This is a genomic window from Massilimicrobiota sp. An134 (genome assembly GCF_002160815.1).
Classification (GTDB): Bacteria; Bacillota_I; Bacilli_A; order Erysipelotrichales; family Coprobacillaceae; genus Allocoprobacillus; species Allocoprobacillus merdigallinarum.
On record NZ_NFLH01000023.1, the window covers coordinates 1 to 17,205 of the forward strand.

Sequence of the window (17,205 nt, forward strand, 5' to 3'; positions counted from 1 at the left end):
TTTAGAATACAATCAAATGACAAAACGAAAACTCATTTAGAAATGGAGAGCCGTATGCATTGAAAGGTGCCCGTACGGTTCGGGAAGGGGCGAGGTCTTCTAGACTTCGCCTATTTCATACATACAAATATAATTCTTTCACAATCATCATGATATTCATGAAAATCACTATAATAATCAACTTGCGAAAAACCAGCTTCCTTTAACCAGTATAAATATTGATTTACCGAATAAGTCTTTTGATAATGATCTTCATCAACTATTTCAGATTCTTGTTTATCTTCAATATAAACATGATGATGCACATATCCATCATCTATTTTATCAACACGCCATTCAAAAACAAACTCTTCATCTTCTTCTTTTTCTGAATATTGATCTAAAATAACATTCATTTTGTATAAACTATCAATATCAAAAATAAAAGTACCTTCAGCTTTTAATGAACGAAATACATTTTGAAAAGTCTGCATAATCTGATGTGGTTCAAGTAAATAATTGATAGAATCACACAAACATAAGATAAGATCAACTGGTCGTGAAATTTCAAAGTCGCACATATCAACTCTTTGTAAAATAAGATTGACTTGATTAGCAATAGCCTTCTGTTTTGCAACTTCTAACATATCAGTAGAAATGTCAGAAGCATATACAGTTTTATGATCTTTAGCTAAACGAATAGCAATTTCACCTGTTCCACATCCCAATTCAAAAACTTCTTCAAATTGACAATGTTCCAATATAAATTGATAGTAATCTTCATAAAATTGTTCATCCATTAAGCTATCATAATAGTAAGCAAAGTTTTCATAACTCATTTGGCCAACATTCCTTCAATGTTGATACGAGGCATATCTCCCCATAATTTTTCCAAATTATAACTTTCTCTTTCAGCTGCTTCAAAAATATGACAAACAATATCTCCTAAATCTATAAGAATCCATTTAGAATTTCTTAATCCTTCAATACTTTTGACTTCATAATGATTCTTAGCACATTCATCTTGAATATTATCAGTAATTGCCTGCATTAATCTTTCATTGCTAGCAGTACATAAAACAAAAGTATCAAACATTGGACTTACATCACGCATATCAATAGCAGTAATGTTAGTAGCAAGTTTGTCATCCATAGCCTTTACAACACATTCTAATTTTGTCATTATTTTTCTCCTTTTACAACGAAATAATCATAAATTTCATAAAAACAATCATCAATTTCTCTATTTTTCTTTTTTGAAAATTCATAAAAATCTATCAATGAATCTCTAAATCCTGCATTTATATCTTTTTTACATAATTCAATCTGCTTTGATGAATCATAACCTCTTAATGGGTCTAATTTATCTGCAACATATAGACATTTTCCAATCAATGAAATATCAACAGAAGCAGTTGTATGGTCTTCAATAGCCTTTAAAATAATAGGATCTTCTATTAAAAACTCATGTTCACTTACATATCTTGATAACCATTGATGCCATATAGGATATGGTTTAGAGATATATTCTGGAAAATAATTTTGCATAATAACAGTTGCTTCTTTTTGATCCATTTCTTTAGCAACATCATGCATAATCCCTGCAATATATGCCTGTTTTTCATTCAAATGATTTGCTTTAGCAATCTTTTTAGCCAATTGAGCAACACTACATGTATGTTTCCAACGTTTTTCTTTCATACGTGAAGCAACCATTGTTTCTAAGTATAATCCCTGGCTTGAAATATAACGCAATACATGGGGATTCAACATTTCAATATGCCCCTGTCTAACATCACTGCTTGATGCATAGACAGGACGATTATTTAAAACAAGAAAATGATATTGATTTAAAACATCCAATAATGGCTCATATCCTCCACGCTGAAAAGCAACTAACTGTACTAAGTTAGAAATTTTTTTAGCTTTTTTCCATTTATCAAAAGCATTTGCCTGATCCATACCCATAATATAATAATATTTGTTATTGGGATGTTTTTCAATGATCTTTTCAAGAGTATGAATAGTATAATTTTTTTGATTTTGATTATCATCAAGTTCAATTGTATTCACTGTGAGTTTATCATTGCCCTGAATAGCCAAATGAATCATATGTAAACGCTCTTTAGCATTGGCACAACTTTGATTTTTCCATGGATTATGTCGTGTAGGAATAAATTGCACTTCGTCTAATTGAAGCTGTTCAATTGCACACATGGCAATTTCTACATGTGCTTTATGAATAGGGTCAAAGCTTCCGCCAAATAATCCTATTTTTTTCATGGGAAGCGATAAATTCCTTGAGGACTATGACGATAAAAAACAATCGTACGACCAATAATTTGAACAACTTCAGCTTTTGTATGCATACTTAATTCAACAGCTACACTATTCACATCATCAGGACAACTTTCTAATAGCTTCACTTTAATTAATTCCTGTGCTTCTAAAGCATCATCAATACCTTTAATCTGATTAGCAGAAACACCCTCTTTACCAACCTGAAAAATAGCTTTTAAATGATGTGCTTCACTTCTTAAATATCTTTTTTGTTTACCTGTTAACATAATTGTTTCCTTTCTTTTATATAATTGCTTCTCTAATCATAACTGAAATTTGAGGTGGAACATGAACTTTAACTTTTCCACCATGAGATGAAATGGTCATAAACCCTAATCCTGAAATAACAATATCACATTTTCCAGGTTTTAAGGTAAAATCATATGTTTTCATTTTTTCAATTGAATCCATACCATTTAATTCAAATGAAAAAGTTTTATGGCGATTATACAATGCATCAGCATTGCTTGTTTTTGTACGATGAATTTTAAGTTGTCTAGAAAAATAAGTAATAAAACTTGCCTGATCACCACTGATATAATCAATTCTTCCTAATCCATCAAAATAAATAGTCTGTTTTTCCTGTAACTGAAAACCAATAGGTCTCAATTCACTTTGAGGAATAATCTTTTTTAAATCCTGAGGATCAATAAAATGAGTCATTTGATGATCATTAATAATTCCTGGTGTATCATATAAATATGAATGATTATCTAATGGAATTTCAATAAAATCAAGTGTTGTCCCAGGGAATTCTGAAACAGTAATTAAATTCTGTTCTTCAACTTGAGCATAATGTTTTAATAAGGCATTGATAAAAGTAGATTTTCCAACATTTGTTACACCTACAACATAGACATCCCTTTGTTTACGATATGACATAATAGCATCATAAATCGAATCCATATTCATATTTTTCTTACCACTAGTCACAATCACATCTACTGGTTTTATTCCTTCTTGTTTTAATTGTCTTCTCACCCAATGTTCTAACTTACGTTCTTTTACTGATTTAGGTAAAAGATCACGCTTATTAGCTAAAACCAGGACATCATTAAAACCAATATGACGTAATAACCCAGGAATCATGCTTCCCTGAAAATCAAATAAATCAATCATATACACAACTAAACAATCTTTTTCACCAATATGATCCAATAAATTTAAAAAATCATCTTTTGTGAGATTTGTTGTCTGCAATTTATGATAATTTTTTAATTGAAAGCAACGCTGACATAAGATATGTTCTCTTTGAGTTGCATTTTTAGGAACATAACCAATATGCTTTTCATTATGACTTTGAATGATAGCACCACAACCATAACATTTTTTTACTTCTTCCATATATACCTTCCTTCTCGCTTATTGTATACTATTTCTTATTTAATGAAAAGAGATAAACATAAACATCGACAAATTTCATATAATATTTTGAGGTGACTTATGTTTACAACAATTATTGTATTATTACAACAATTTTTATTTGTTTCGTTTATTAAAACGCAAGCATTTAAACCCCAATTAACACCACAACAAGAAAATGAGTTATTAGAAAAATATTTTCAAGGTGATCAGAATGCTAGAAATGCGCTAATTGAACATAACTTAAGACTAGTTGCACATATTGCTAAAAAATATGAAAGCTCTAAAGATTTACAAGAAGATCTCATTAGTATTGGTACAATTGGCCTTATCAAAGCAGTAGATAGTTATAATGCTGATAAATCAACAAAACTAGGAACATATGCTGCTAAATGTATAGAAAATGAGATTTTAATGCATCTGCGTCATCATAAAAAGACAGCTCTTGATGTTTCATTAAATGAAGTATTAGGTGTTGACAAAGATGGCGGAGAAATGACTTTACTTGACATTATCCCTGCCAAAGATAAAGATATTGTTGAACAGATTCAAACCAATGATCAGATTCAAAAATTACAAGAATATTTTACATTACTGACACCTCGTGAACAAGAAATACTCATTTATCGCTATGGGCTTAATCATCATCGTATATATACCCAAAAAGAAATCGCTCAGCAAATGAATATTTCTCGTTCTTATGTTTCACGTTTAGAAAAACGTGCTTTAATTAAGCTTCTCAAAGCATATATTCATTCTTCATAAATTAGAAATCATCATTAAATAAGTCATCAAATGAAATAGGTTCAAAATGTTTATCTTGTTGTTGTGGCTCTAAAGGTTGACTCTTTTCAACCTTTTTTACATTTTGAGTTGTTGATAAATCTTGAGTTTCTGTAACATTCTGATATAAATCTGTAGATAATACCCCTTGATAATAAATATATGTAATATTTTCGTTCTTTAAAGATTGAATGATACTTGGTTTTTGTAAGATTTGAGATAATGAATAATCCTTAATAGCAACCGTTTCTTTATGTTCTTGTGTTTCGATAATGAGTGTATCTTGAACATCTAAAACATAAGCTGATAAAGCATGAATTGGATTTGTCTTTGGTGATTTAAAAATTAATGTTCCTTTGGTTGAGCGATTGCAGCTTGGTATATCAGAAATTCTCATACGCTTAATTCCTGGCTGATCACTAATAAGAACATAAGAATAAGAATGCAGTGGATCAAATGTATTCATAGCAACTAATGAATCATTTTTCAAATTGATTCCTTTGATTCCACCTGCTTTTAATCCTAAAATAGAAATTTCCTGTTCACTATAAAGCGATACATATCCTAAAGATGATGTTAAAACAATAGCTTGATGATCATCTGTTAATGAAACTTGTAATAATTGATCATCTTGTTTTAAATTCATACATTTGATTGGTTTGCTGTATCTTGTGACTTCAAAATCTTGAAGAGAGACACGTTTCATTTGTCCTAAACGTGTTGCTAATAAAACATATAATGGTCTTTGGAATGATTTGACAAGAATAGATCCAATCATTTTTTCTTCTGGTGATACTTTTATCAGATAGCTGATATGTTTTCCAAGTTCTTTCCATTTAAATTCTTCTAATTTATGCAATGGAATAAATAAATAGTTTCCTTTATCAGTAAAGACAAGCAATTTATCCAAAGTACTAGCAAAATGCAAATCTAATAAAACATCATCATCTTTCTTTCCAAACGCAATATTTTCACTTGCTTTATATGATCTTTGAGATATTCTTTTCACGTATCCATCACGAGTAATAGATACATAGATGTCTTCAGGAAGAATCATAGCTTCTTCATCAATAACAATTTCTTGAACTTCATCTTTAATCTCTGTTAAACGTGGACTTGGATATTGCTTTTTAATTTGTTTTAATTCATCTATAATGACTTTTCTTAATACTTTATCACTTGCTAGAATATTGTTTAATGTTTGAATTAAGACCTCTAAATCAGATTTTTCTTTTTCTAATGAAACAATATCCGTATTTGTTAAACGATATAACTGCAACATTACAATTGCTTCTGCCTGTTTTTCAGAAAACTGATACTGTAATTGAAGATTCTTTTTAGCATCCTGTTTATCATGTGAATGACGAATTGTATGAACAACTTCATCCAAAATAGAAACAGCTTTAATCAAACCATCAACAATATGTTTACGATCTTCAGCTTTATGAAGATCAAACAAAGAACGTTTTGTAATGACTTCAATCTGATGTTCAATATAGCCATCCAAAATATCAACAATTCCCATACAGACTGGTCGTTTATTTTTAATCGCAACCATATTATAATTATAATTCTTTTGTAAATCTGTATTCTTGTAAAAATAATTTAAAGTATTTTGAACATCTACATCTTTCTTTAAATCAATCACAATACTTAATCCATTACGATCAGATTCATCACGAACTTCAATAATACCATCAATATTTTTTTGAAAACGAATTTCATCTAATTTTCTAACAAGTTCAGCTTTATTCACTTCATAAGGAATCTGAGTAATCACAATTTTATTTATATTTTTTTCTTCAATTATTTGAGTCTGTGAACGGACAACAACTTTTCCTCTACCTGTTTCAAAAGCCTTTTTGATACCATTTAAACCTTCAACAATAGCTCCCGTTGGAAAATCAGGACCTTTCATAAATTTCATTAAATCATCTAATGAACAATGTGGATGTGAAATACGATAAATCGTTGCATCAATGACTTCTTCTAAATTATGTGGTGGAATATCAGTTGCGTAACCAGATGAAATTCCTGTTGCACCATTAACCAATAAATTAGGGAATTTAGCTGGTAAAACCGTTGGTTCATATTCAGTATCATCAAAGTTAAGTGCCATTTGCACTGTTTCCTTGTCAATGTCTTTTAATAACTCCAATGCAATGGGCGATAATCTCGCTTCAGTATAACGCATAGCGGCTGCAGGATCATTATCAATAGAACCATTATTTCCCTGCATATCAATTAAAGGCATACGCATTTTCCAATCCTGTGACAAACGTACCATAGCTTCATAAACAGAAGCATCTCCGTGAGGATGGTAATTACCAATAACGTTACCAACAGTTTTGGCAGATTTACGATATGGTTTTTGATGTGTATTTCCTTCTTTGTACATTGCATATAAAATTCTACGTTGTACAGGTTTCAACCCATCTCTTACATCTGGTAATGCACGATCTTGAATGATATATTTAGAATATTTTCCAAAGCGATCTCCCATAATGTCATCCAGCGACTGGGTTATGATTTTTTCTTTCATGTTAGACCTCCCTATTGATTAATGAAAAATGAATCTTCTAAAGAAAATTGAACATTGTCTTCAATCCATTCACGTCTAGGTTCAACTTTATCTCCCATTAAAACCGACACTCTACGTTCAACCAATGCAGCATCTTCAATAGAAACCTGAATCAAAGTTCTTGTTTCTGGATTCATAGTTGTTTCCCATAATTGATCAGCGTTCATTTCACCTAAACCTTTATAACGCTGAACATTATATCCACGCCCTATCTGTTTTTTTGCATTTTCTAATTCTTCATCATCCCATGCATAAACAACATCTTCATGTTTTCCATTTTTCTTAGATACCTTATACAAAGGTGGTAAAGCGATATAAACTTTTCCTGCTTGAATTAAACCTCGCATATAACGATAGAAGAAAGTTAGTAATAAAATCTGGATATGCGCACCATCAGTATCAGCATCGGTCATGATAATGACTTTTGCATAATTAGAATCATCAGCGTTAAAATCAGCACCAACACCAGCACCAACAGTATTGATAATTGTACTAATTTCTTCATTTTTTAAAATATCAGCCATTGCTGCTTTTTCAGTATTAATAACCTTTCCACGTAATGGTAAAATAGCCTGATATTTTCGATCTCTTCCCTGCTTTGCACTTCCACCTGCAGAATCACCTTCGACTAAATATAATTCTTTTCTTTTTTTATCTTTTGACTGTGCCGGAGCAAGCTTTCCACTTAATATCTTTTCAACTTTATTTCCTTTACCTTTTCTTGCTTCTTCTCTCGCTTTTCTAGCTGCATTTCTTGCCTGTGAAGCTTTAATCATTTTTTTAACAAGTTCATTAGCGGTTTCTTTATTTTCTTCTAAAAAATAATTAACCTGTTCATAAACAACATTTTCAACTATATTTCTTGCTTCAGGAGTTCCTAATTTAGATTTTGTCTGTCCTTCAAATTGTAATAATGATTCAGGGATTTTAACCGATATAACAGCAGTCAGCCCTTCTCTTACATCACTACCCTCAAGGTTTTTATCTTTCGGTTTTAATAATCCATATTTTCTGGCATACTCATTGAAAACTTTCGTAAAGCCAGAACGGAATCCTGTTTCATGTGTTCCACCATCACCAGTTCTTACTAAATTAACAAAAGAAATCAGATTTTCCTGATATCCATCTGTGATTTGAAAAGAAATCTCAACTTCAATAGGATGAGAAGCATCATCAAATGATACTGTAGAATGAAGTGTCTTTTTATCATAATTCAAATATTCAATAAAAGCTTCTAATCCATTTTCATATTGAAATGAATCATGTTTCCCAGTTCTTTCATCAATAACATTCATCTCAATTCCTTTTAATAAGAAGGCACTTTCTCTTAATCGTTCACAGATTGTTGAGTAATTGAATTCAACTGTCGAAAAAATATTCTGATTCGGTTTAAAATGAATGATTGTTCCAGTGCGAGACGTTTTACCAATGACCTTTAAAGGTGAAATGATTTTAGCTCCATCTTCAAAGCGTTGTTGATGAATTTTACCATCACGATAAACTGTAACTTCTAACCATTCACTCAAAGCATTCACAACAGACGATCCAACACCATGTAAACCACCAGATGTTTTATAACCACCATCTTCACTAAACTTACCACCAGCATGTAATATCGTTAAAATAACTTCTGTTGTAGGCTTACCAGAAGCATGCATACCTGTTGGCATTCCACGCCCTTCGTCCTCAACACGAATACTATTATCATTTCCAATTGTGACAGTGATTTTTTTACCAAATCCAGCAAGTGCTTCATCAATAGAATTATCAACAATTTCCCATACAAGATGGTGTAAACCTCTTGAATCTGTTGAACCTATATACATACCTGGACGCTTTCTGACAGCTTCTAGTCCCTCAAGAATTTGAATGTTAGATTCATCATAGTGATTTGCTTTCATATCTGATTTCCTCCTTTTCCAACTTTATAATTATATCAAAAACTATTTGATATTGCTAGAGAATTCATATCATAGCAAATTTCTAGAATTTTCGCAAATCTTTTAAAAAAATTGATTTTTCTCCTTTTTTATGTATAATAAAGCTCGGGGAAGTGAAAAAATGAATATATTAATATATTTACTATTAATTTTAATGGGATATTTATACGGCTCAATACCATTTGCCTTAGTTATAGGAAAACTATTTTATCATACTGATGTAAGAAATAGTGGCTCTGGTAATTTAGGTGGAACCAATGCTGGAAGAGTTCTAGGAAAAAAAGCAGGACTATCAGTTATTATATTAGATGCTTCTAAGTGCTGTATTTCTATTCTTATTGCTGGAACAGTTGCCAAATATATGGAACTTGATATGAATATTATTTACCCATGTGCTTTAGCATGTGTGATAGGACACTGTTATCCTATCTTTGCTGGATTTAGAGGAGGAAAAGCTGTATCAGTCGCTATTGGGTATGCATTAATGACAAATATTTATGCATTTTGTATTGCATTGGTTATTTTCTTGCTTACATTAAAGATTTCAAAATATGTTTCTTTAGCATCAATTCTTGGAGCAATATCAATTGCAGTTATATCTCCTTTTTTAGGTTACAGCACAATTGGTATTATCACGAATATATGTATAGTTGCTTTACTTGTCTATAAACATAGAAGTAATATTCAAAGATTAAGAAATGGTACTGAAAATAAAATTACATGGATGTAAAAACCTGAATGTTTTTTTAACACTCAGGTTTTTATTTTGCAAAACTTGCATGCATAACATGCGGTAAAAAATGATGATCGTTATAAGATAAAACTTGATAAATGCCATCATGTTCTTCAATACACGTTAAAGAGCATCCTTCAACAATCTGTTGATTGATTTTTACGAAATCTTTTTTGTCTAATTGTAAAATAACAGCCATAAAAATTACAAAACACATTCCATGAGTAACAATAAAGATTTGACTATCTGAGTCCATTTGTTTTAAATCATTCAAAAAACTTTTGACTCTTGTCATGACTTCATCATAACTTTCACCTTGTGGAATTCTCTCAAACAACTCTGGTTGATTCCATAACTGGTGATATAATTCGTGCTGATTTTTTAATAAATCAGCAATTTTTTGTCCTTCAAAAACTCCAAAATTCATTTCCATCAAACGATCATCAGTTATTACTTTTTCTTGACCAAATAATAAACAAGCTGTCTGATAGGCACGTGGTATGGGACTAGAGTAAACACAATCAAATTGCAAAGCATTATCTGTGAGATATTTTTTTAAGGCAAGAGCATTATCAATACCTTCTTGAGTCAATGGGGAATCTAAACGTCCCTGCAACCTTTTTTGTTCATTCCAAAGAGTTTTAGAATGACGTGTTATATATATCTTCATATACGAAAAAATAAGGGATATCCCTTATTTATATTGATCATTAATGCTTTTCATAATTCGTTTGATTTGTGTTTCATTAGGTTTACGTCCCATTTCCATAAACATAGCACGAATCATTTTTTCATTAATTGGTGGATTCTTCTTTAAATTTCTTTTGAAGAAATAACGAGCAGCAAAGAATCCTATAACAAGACCTATTAAAAGTCCTAAAATTCCATATAACATTTTTCAATCCTCCATTCAATTACCAAATTATTATAACATAGTCCTATGCTTTTTGCAAAATTATTTCGTAATCATATAAAAATTTTTAGAAAAAGACGATATCATATCATATATATGATGATTGCTACCCTCTTCTTCTATTTGTAAATCATATTCATTCATGATAATTGTCATCTTTTCTTGAGTTATAGGATTAAAAAGCTGATGAATTCCATGATAATAGGAATAATGTTCACGTGATTGAATTTTATGTAAAAGTTTTTCTTTTTCGTTAACCATATTAGAAAAAATCAATTCTATCTGTTTAGTCTTGTACATATTATCTTGTTCCTGATAAACTTGTTTCAAAAAATCAGGATACATATTTACAAATTCCACAAAACGTTCCTTAACGCAGACAATTTTATATTTCATATTCATCACCATGTTTATTATAATCCTTTACCAATAAAAAATATGTCAAAAAAAGAACCTATTACAGGTTCTTAAAGTGATAAGTATGTTTCAACAATGTTTTCAACAGTAAAACCATATTTTTGGATAACGATATTGGCTGGAGCACTTGCGCCAAATTGATTAACAGAAATAACTTTTCCGTCTAATCCTACATATTTATGCCAACCAAAATCACAAGCCATTTCAACAGCAAGACGTTTTCTGATATGTTTTGGTAAAACCTTTTCTTTATATGAATCATCCTGCTGATCAAATAATTCCATTGAAGGCATTGATACAACTCGAACATCTTTTCCTTGCTCTAATAACGCCTTTTGTGCCTGCATAGCTAATTCTACTTCGCTACCAGTTGCAATGATAATACCATCTAAATTGTCTTTTTCTTGAGAAACAACATATGCCCCGTGACAAACATCTTCATAAGTTGCATGAGTGAAATTTGTTACATTTTGTCTTGTTAAGATAAGCGCAGTTGGACAATCATTTGTTTCAACCGCTTTTTTCCAAGCACCACACATTTCATAAGCATCAGCTGCTCTTATCACTTGAATATTTGGCATCGAACGTAACATTGCCAATTGTTCAACTGGTTGATGTGTTGGACCATCTTCCCCTACAGCAATTGAATCATGTGATAGTGGTAAAATAATAGGTAATTTCATTAAGCATGCCATTCTTAATGCAGCTTTGAAATAATCACTAAACACCATAAATCCACCAGCAGCAACCTTGATACCTTTGTGTAAAGTCATCCCATTCATTATTGCAACCATTGCAAATTCACGGATTCCAAAGAATAAATTACGTCCTCCATAATTCTCACAACTAAAACGTTCTGCATCTTTGATAATTGTTTTTGTAGAAGATGCTAAATCTGCAGTTCCAGATAGGAATGTTGGGTTTTGTGCTGCAATAGCATTGATTAATTTTTCACTTGTTACACGTGTTGCTTCACTTATACCATCTTGATATTCTTCTATAAAAGCAGTTTCATTAAAAGAATATTCATCATTTATATTTTGGAATAATTCCTGGTATAACTCAGGATATTCTGTTTTATATGTATCCATCATTTTATTCCATTTATTATAAGCACGTTTACCACGATTAAATACATTTTTCTTAAAATCATCATAAACTTCTTCAGGAACAAAGAAATTATCATATTCAAATCCATATTGTCTTTTTGCATATTGTCCATCTTCTTCTCCAAGAGGAGCACCATGAACTTTACTTGTTCCCTGATTTCGAGAACCAAATCCAATAATAGTATTCACGATAATTAAAGTCGGTTTATAAACTTCTTTTTTAGCTTTTTTGATTGCTTTTGCAATAGCTTCATAATCATTTCCATCTTGAACACAAATGACTTGCCAATTCATAGACTCATAACGTTTCTTTACATCTTCACTGAATGAATAATTTAAAGGACCGTCAAGAGTCACATTATTCGCATCATAAAGCACGATAAGCTTTCCTAATGAAAGATGCCCAGCCAATGATGAAGCCTCATAAGTGACACCTTCTTGCATATCTCCATCACCACATAATACATATGTATAGTGGTCAATCACTGGATAATCTTTTTTATTGTATCTTGTTGCTAAAAAAGCTTCAGCCATAGCCATTCCAACAGCCATTGGGATACCTTGACCTAAAGGTCCACTAGAAGCATCAACACCATCTGTCAGTTCTACTTCAGGATGTCCTGGTGTGCAGCTTCCCCATTGTCTGAATTGTTTCAAATCATCCATTGAAACTTGGAAACCAGATAAATGTAATAGGCTATATAACAGTGAAGACGCATGTCCACTTGCTAAAACAAAACGATCACGATTAATCCACTGAGAATGTGCTGGAAAAACTTTATATTCTTTTGTAAATAAGGAATATAAAGCTGGAGCAGATCCTAATACCATTCCAGGATGTCCTGAGTTAGCTTTATTAATCATATCTATCCCAAGTGATCTAATCGTTGCAATTGATAGTTCAGATTGATTCATTATCTCATTATTCCTCCTTCTAACACACTAACATTATACACAAAAACACATGAATATCAAACAAGATTTGACATAATCTAAGATTTCCTTAGTTTTTTCGTTTAGAAGGTGTTATATCATTCCCTTTAGGATCGACAACTTTGACATGCTGAAGCTGTTGTTTAAACCCTTTACGAAATAAACGAAGATATTCTTTACGTAATTCCTGTTGTCTTTTCTTTTCTTCCTCATTTAAACCTTCAGTTTTACTTTTTCTTGCAAGAGCATTAATCTCATTAATCATCTCATCACTTATTTTCTCCATGTTTTTCCTCCTCAAAAAGAAAAACCTAAGAGTTTTTTAGATTAATCCCTGGTATATGCAGGTGGGTATCTTGTGTCCAATTTTAGGATCCCTATTCAAGATAGGTTTTCAACACCATCAGACAACAGTCAGATTCCCTTATCTATCGTGTAGGAAATACATATATCTCTTAGGTCACTCACATTATAACATAAAAATAAATTGTGTAAATAGTGAAATCTTTCATTCTATAAAATGTCTTTATTTTTGTGATTGATTTTGCGGTAAAACAGTAAATGAACTGATATATTGTATATCAAATAAATCTTTTAATTGATTTAAATCATCTAATGTTAAACCATTTAAACAATCTATTAATTCAAAAATCATAACACCTTCAAAATAATATCGACTAAACATATTCGCAATAGCTTCAGGACTATTGAAAACAGATATCAAAATCCCCATTGTTTTTTTCTTTAGACGTTCAAAATCATCCTTAGAAATGGAATAATCATGAATATGTCTAACAAAATCATAAATCTTGTCTTTCAATTTATCAGGATATAGAGTATCTCCTCCTATTTGTAAGAAACAATAATCTCTTTCTTGTGTAAATTGAGCACTAAAACTATCATTAATCAACTCATCTGTTAGCCACTTCTCATATAATGAAGAACTCTTTGCAAAGAAAATATCTAATAATAAGTTCATACCTAATTCTCTTTTTAAACGTTCTTGTGGTACTTGTAAAATATCATTTATTTTTAATGATACAATGATTTTAGGCATAGTTACATCCATATATAAAATTGCATCATTTTGTGCTACCTCTAATGGTTCATTAACAACTTCTCTTTGAATAGGATTTTCTTTTTCAAAATGCTTATTTTCCTGGTTTCCTCTAATAAGTTGCATAGTTTGTTGAGGATCAATATTTCCTACCACAAATAGCATCATGTTACTAGGATGATAGAAAGTATGATAACATTTTTCTAATGTATCTTTATCAATAGAAGCAACTGTTTCAACAGTTCCTGCAATATCAATTTTCACAGGATGAAGCTGATATAAGTTTTGAATACTTCCAAAATAGCATCGCCAGTCTGGATCATCATCATACATTCTGATTTCCTGATTGATGATTCCTTTTTCTTTTTCAACATTTTCATCTGTTAAATAAATATCTTGTACAAAATCAAGTAATAACTCAATACATTCTTTTTCATGACTTGTTGTGCTAAATAAATATGCAGTTCTTGAAGAAGAAGTAAAAGCATTTGTATTCGCACCTAATCTTGCAAAGGCATCACTTGCATCACCATTTTCCATTTCAAACATTTTATGTTCTAAGAAATGAGCAATTCCATCAGGAACTTTTATCATTTCAGATTCATGTAGAGGAACAAAAGTCGTATCTATAGAACCAAAACGTGTAGAAAATAGACCATATGTTTTGGAAAAACCAACTTTAGGTAAAAGATAAACTTTTAATCCATTTTTCATTTCTTCATAATATAACGTTTCCTTTAATGTTGGATATTTAAATATTTTCATGGAACTCCTTTCCTGTAAGGAAGTAAATTGTATCCAGTTTTACTTTTTTAGCAACGTCAACAATTTCTCCTAAAGTTACATTCATTAGTTTTTCAATATATTCTTCACTCGTTTCACGAACATGAGTGATGTCACGGTTATAAGCCAAGGCAATCATACTACTTGCTTCATCATTTGTCTTTTTTAAAGCATTTGTAAGCATCATTTTCGCGATTTTCATTTCTTCTTCACGAACATTTCCATTCTGTAAATCACTAAGCTGTTGATGAATCAAATCAAGAGTCTTTTGATAATCTTTCTGTTCAATTCCAGCATTGACAATCATCATGCCATTAAAAGCATCATAACTAGAAGAAATATAATAACATAAACTATGTTTCTCTCTTACAACCTGAAATAAACGTGATTGTGAAAATCCACCAAATATGGCATTAAAAACAGTAAATGCATAATGCTGTGGTGATGTAAAATCACATTGAATCTGGTATCCTAAATTCAACTTAGATTGCGTAATATCCTGTTTTTCAATGACTTCTAAAAGTTCATGACGAGGACTTTGAAAAATATATGCTGAAGGATAATCATAGTATTGTTCTGGAAATTGCAAAAGACGTTGAAAAATATCTACAATATTTTCTGGAATATCACCAACAACATAAATATGTTTTTCATCTTCAACAATACATTTTTTCATATACTGATAAAGCTGTTGAGGTGTAATCTTTTGAATTTCATTTTCATAACCAGTACTTGGAATACCCAACACTTGATCTCTACCCATATATTCAAACAATTTATCTAAAGAATATGAAAACTTATCATCTTTATTAGCTTGTAGTTTTTCTTTTAATTCTTTCTTTTTGAGTTGTACGATTGTTTCATCAAAACCATTGTCAACTATCAATGGACGATAAAATAAATCACTTAATAATTGTAATTGCTTTTCTAATAAGTTTTCTTTGGTAGGCAAGTAAGCATCATTCACAAAGCTCGTTGTCACATTGATAACGTGTGACTTCCCTTTTGTTGTAATATGTGTAGACAAGCTTGCTCCATAGTTTTCATCAAGATAACGTGCCAAAGATTTAGTAGATGGATAATCTTGTGTTGCTGCCATCATGACAAATGTTAATAATGTTCTCATTGTTGTTGTTTCTTTCGATAACGGACTTTGTAATCTTAATGAAATTGTCATTGTTTTAAATTTTTGAGTTGGAATAAGATGTAAAGTATATCCCGACATTTGATAGACGTTTTCCATAAATAACCTCCAATTCGTATACACATATATTATACTCAATTTTCAACAAATTAAAATAAAAAAGACCAAGAGATTCTCTTGATCTTAACGTTTACCTTTATCAAACGGTTCTCCTTCTGCACGTGGTGCAGCAGAATTTTTAGATGTAAAAGCTAATACAATAAGTGTTGCCACATATGGTGTGATTTTATAAAAGTAATTTGGAATAGCTAACGAAGCTAGGAATGGTAAACCGGCAGAAGCAATAGTTTTCATAAATCCAAAGAAGAAAGCTGCTCCAGCAATATGCCAAGGTTTCCATTGTCCAAAAATCAATACAGCTAATGCTAAGAACCCATAACCAGCAACGTCTGCATTAAAGTTTGTACTTGTAGGAACAATAAATATTAATCCTCCAATACCAGCTAAGAATCCTGAAATAAGCGTTCCAGCATAACGAATTTTATAAACATTAATACCAGCACTGTCAGCTGCTTGTGGTAATTCACCACAAGAACGTAATCTAAGTCCAAAACGTGTTTTATATAAAATCAGCCATGACAAAATCAAAATAAGAATTCCTAAAAAGTTTGTAATATATGTATTTTGGAAAAGGAACTCTCCAATAAATGGAATATCTCCAAGAACTGGAACTTTTGTAATTCTAAATGTATTAGAAAATTCAACTTGTTGTGTTTGTTGAACTAATCTAGCAACAAATATACAAAATGCAGGTGCAAACATATTCAATGCAGTCCCACTAATTGTTTGATCAGCTTTCATATTAATAGAGGCAATCGCATGGAATAAAGCAAATAATGTTCCAGATAAACCAGCAATAAGTAAAGCAATCAACAAACAAATTTGTGGATCCATTGCCTCTTGAAAAAAGTGAATGAAAAAGATTCCTGCAAATGCTCCAATAATCATCATACCCTCTAACGCAATATTAATAATACCACTACGTTCAGAGAATAAACCACCCAATGCAACAATTAAAAGTGGAATAAAGAAGAACATTGTCTGTTGAAATAAGAATAAAATATCACTCAT

At 30.9% G+C, this 17,205-nt stretch carries 17 protein-coding genes and 1 other RNA gene; 2 read left to right on the forward strand and 16 right to left on the reverse strand.

Going from position 1 to position 17,205, the window contains the following annotated elements:
• Positions 1–110 precede the first annotated feature (110 nt).
• The 5 genes from B5E79_RS09310 to yqeH are packed head-to-tail and all read right to left on the reverse strand — an operon-like array spanning position 111 to position 3,663.
• Complete coding sequence (locus B5E79_RS09310) at positions 111–818, reverse strand: class I SAM-dependent DNA methyltransferase (RefSeq protein WP_087297802.1); 708 nt, start codon at positions 816–818, stop codon at positions 111–113.
• The gene (gene rsfS / locus B5E79_RS09315; RefSeq protein ID WP_087245230.1) at positions 815–1,162 is read right to left on the reverse strand and encodes a ribosome silencing factor; all 348 of its coding nucleotides are present in this window, start codon (positions 1,160–1,162) and stop codon (positions 815–817) included. Before rsfS ends, B5E79_RS09310 begins: the two co-directional genes overlap by 4 nt.
• Positions 1,162–2,262: a nicotinate-nucleotide adenylyltransferase gene (locus B5E79_RS09320; RefSeq protein WP_087297803.1), complete on the reverse strand. Its 1,101-nt coding sequence runs from the start codon at positions 2,260–2,262 to the stop codon at positions 1,162–1,164. The genes rsfS and B5E79_RS09320 overlap by 1 nt, the downstream gene beginning before the upstream one ends.
• Positions 2,259–2,546: a ribosome assembly RNA-binding protein YhbY gene (gene yhbY / locus B5E79_RS09325; RefSeq protein ID WP_087297804.1), complete on the reverse strand. Its 288-nt coding sequence runs from the start codon at positions 2,544–2,546 to the stop codon at positions 2,259–2,261. Before yhbY ends, B5E79_RS09320 begins: the two co-directional genes overlap by 4 nt.
• A gap of 16 nt (positions 2,547–2,562) precedes the next feature.
• Entirely contained in the window at positions 2,563–3,663 is a 1,101-nt protein-coding gene (gene yqeH, locus B5E79_RS09330) for a ribosome biogenesis GTPase YqeH (protein ID WP_087297805.1), read from the reverse strand.
• A gap of 99 nt (positions 3,664–3,762) precedes the next feature.
• Here yqeH and sigK point away from each other — a divergent pair, with 99 nt between their 5' ends.
• Positions 3,763–4,446, forward strand: a complete 684-nt coding sequence (gene sigK / locus B5E79_RS09335; protein WP_087297806.1) for an RNA polymerase sporulation sigma factor SigK — start codon at positions 3,763–3,765, stop codon at positions 4,444–4,446.
• 1 nt (position 4,447) lies between these two features.
• Here sigK and parC read toward each other — a convergent pair whose 3' ends face one another.
• Together parC and parE are read right to left on the reverse strand one after the other, a co-directional pair.
• A complete protein-coding gene (parC, locus tag B5E79_RS09340; protein ID WP_087297807.1) occupies positions 4,448–7,006 on the reverse strand; it encodes a DNA topoisomerase IV subunit A in 2,559 nt (852 codons plus the stop codon).
• An 11-nt stretch (positions 7,007–7,017) separates the two neighbouring features.
• The gene (gene parE, locus B5E79_RS09345) at positions 7,018–8,946 is read right to left on the reverse strand and encodes a DNA topoisomerase IV subunit B (protein ID WP_087297808.1); all 1,929 of its coding nucleotides are present in this window, start codon (positions 8,944–8,946) and stop codon (positions 7,018–7,020) included.
• Positions 8,947–9,106: 160 nt separating this feature from the next.
• On the opposite strand from parE, the gene plsY reads away from it, so the two are divergent.
• Positions 9,107–9,715 (forward strand): glycerol-3-phosphate 1-O-acyltransferase PlsY, encoded by a 609-nt coding sequence (gene plsY, locus B5E79_RS09350; RefSeq protein ID WP_087297809.1) that lies wholly within the window; start codon positions 9,107–9,109, stop codon positions 9,713–9,715.
• A gap of 31 nt (positions 9,716–9,746) precedes the next feature.
• Here the strand turns inward: plsY and B5E79_RS09355 are convergent, their stop codons facing one another.
• The 9 genes from B5E79_RS09355 to B5E79_RS09395 form a co-directional block, all read right to left on the reverse strand.
• Positions 9,747–10,388: a histidine phosphatase family protein gene (locus B5E79_RS09355; RefSeq protein WP_087297810.1), complete on the reverse strand. Its 642-nt coding sequence runs from the start codon at positions 10,386–10,388 to the stop codon at positions 9,747–9,749.
• 24 nt (positions 10,389–10,412) lie between these two features.
• Entirely contained in the window at positions 10,413–10,613 is a 201-nt protein-coding gene (locus B5E79_RS09360) for a YneF family protein (protein ID WP_087245250.1), read from the reverse strand.
• Between the two features lie 60 nt (positions 10,614–10,673).
• Positions 10,674–11,027, reverse strand: a complete 354-nt coding sequence (locus B5E79_RS09365; RefSeq protein ID WP_087297811.1) for a hypothetical protein — start codon at positions 11,025–11,027, stop codon at positions 10,674–10,676.
• A 71-nt stretch (positions 11,028–11,098) separates the two neighbouring features.
• Positions 11,099–13,072: a transketolase gene (gene tkt / locus B5E79_RS09370; protein ID WP_087297812.1), complete on the reverse strand. Its 1,974-nt coding sequence runs from the start codon at positions 13,070–13,072 to the stop codon at positions 11,099–11,101.
• An 88-nt stretch (positions 13,073–13,160) separates the two neighbouring features.
• Positions 13,161–13,376 carry a DUF896 domain-containing protein gene (locus tag B5E79_RS09375; RefSeq protein ID WP_087245256.1) on the reverse strand — a complete coding sequence of 72 codons (216 nt, stop codon included), beginning with the start codon at positions 13,374–13,376 and terminating at the stop codon, positions 13,161–13,163.
• 18 nt (positions 13,377–13,394) lie between these two features.
• A non-coding RNA gene (ssrS, locus tag B5E79_RS09380) (6S RNA) lies at positions 13,395–13,555 on the reverse strand.
• A gap of 61 nt (positions 13,556–13,616) precedes the next feature.
• Positions 13,617–14,912 carry an EF-P 5-aminopentanol modification-associated protein YfmH gene (gene yfmH / locus B5E79_RS09385; protein ID WP_087297813.1) on the reverse strand — a complete coding sequence of 432 codons (1,296 nt, stop codon included), beginning with the start codon at positions 14,910–14,912 and terminating at the stop codon, positions 13,617–13,619.
• Positions 14,899–16,173, reverse strand: coding sequence for an EF-P 5-aminopentanol modification-associated protein YfmF (gene yfmF, locus B5E79_RS09390; RefSeq protein WP_087297814.1), 1,275 nt, complete (start codon positions 16,171–16,173; stop codon positions 14,899–14,901). The genes yfmH and yfmF overlap by 14 nt, the downstream gene beginning before the upstream one ends.
• An 84-nt stretch (positions 16,174–16,257) precedes the next feature.
• Positions 16,258–17,205, reverse strand: coding sequence for an ABC transporter permease (locus B5E79_RS09395; RefSeq protein ID WP_087297815.1), 948 nt, complete (start codon positions 17,203–17,205; stop codon positions 16,258–16,260).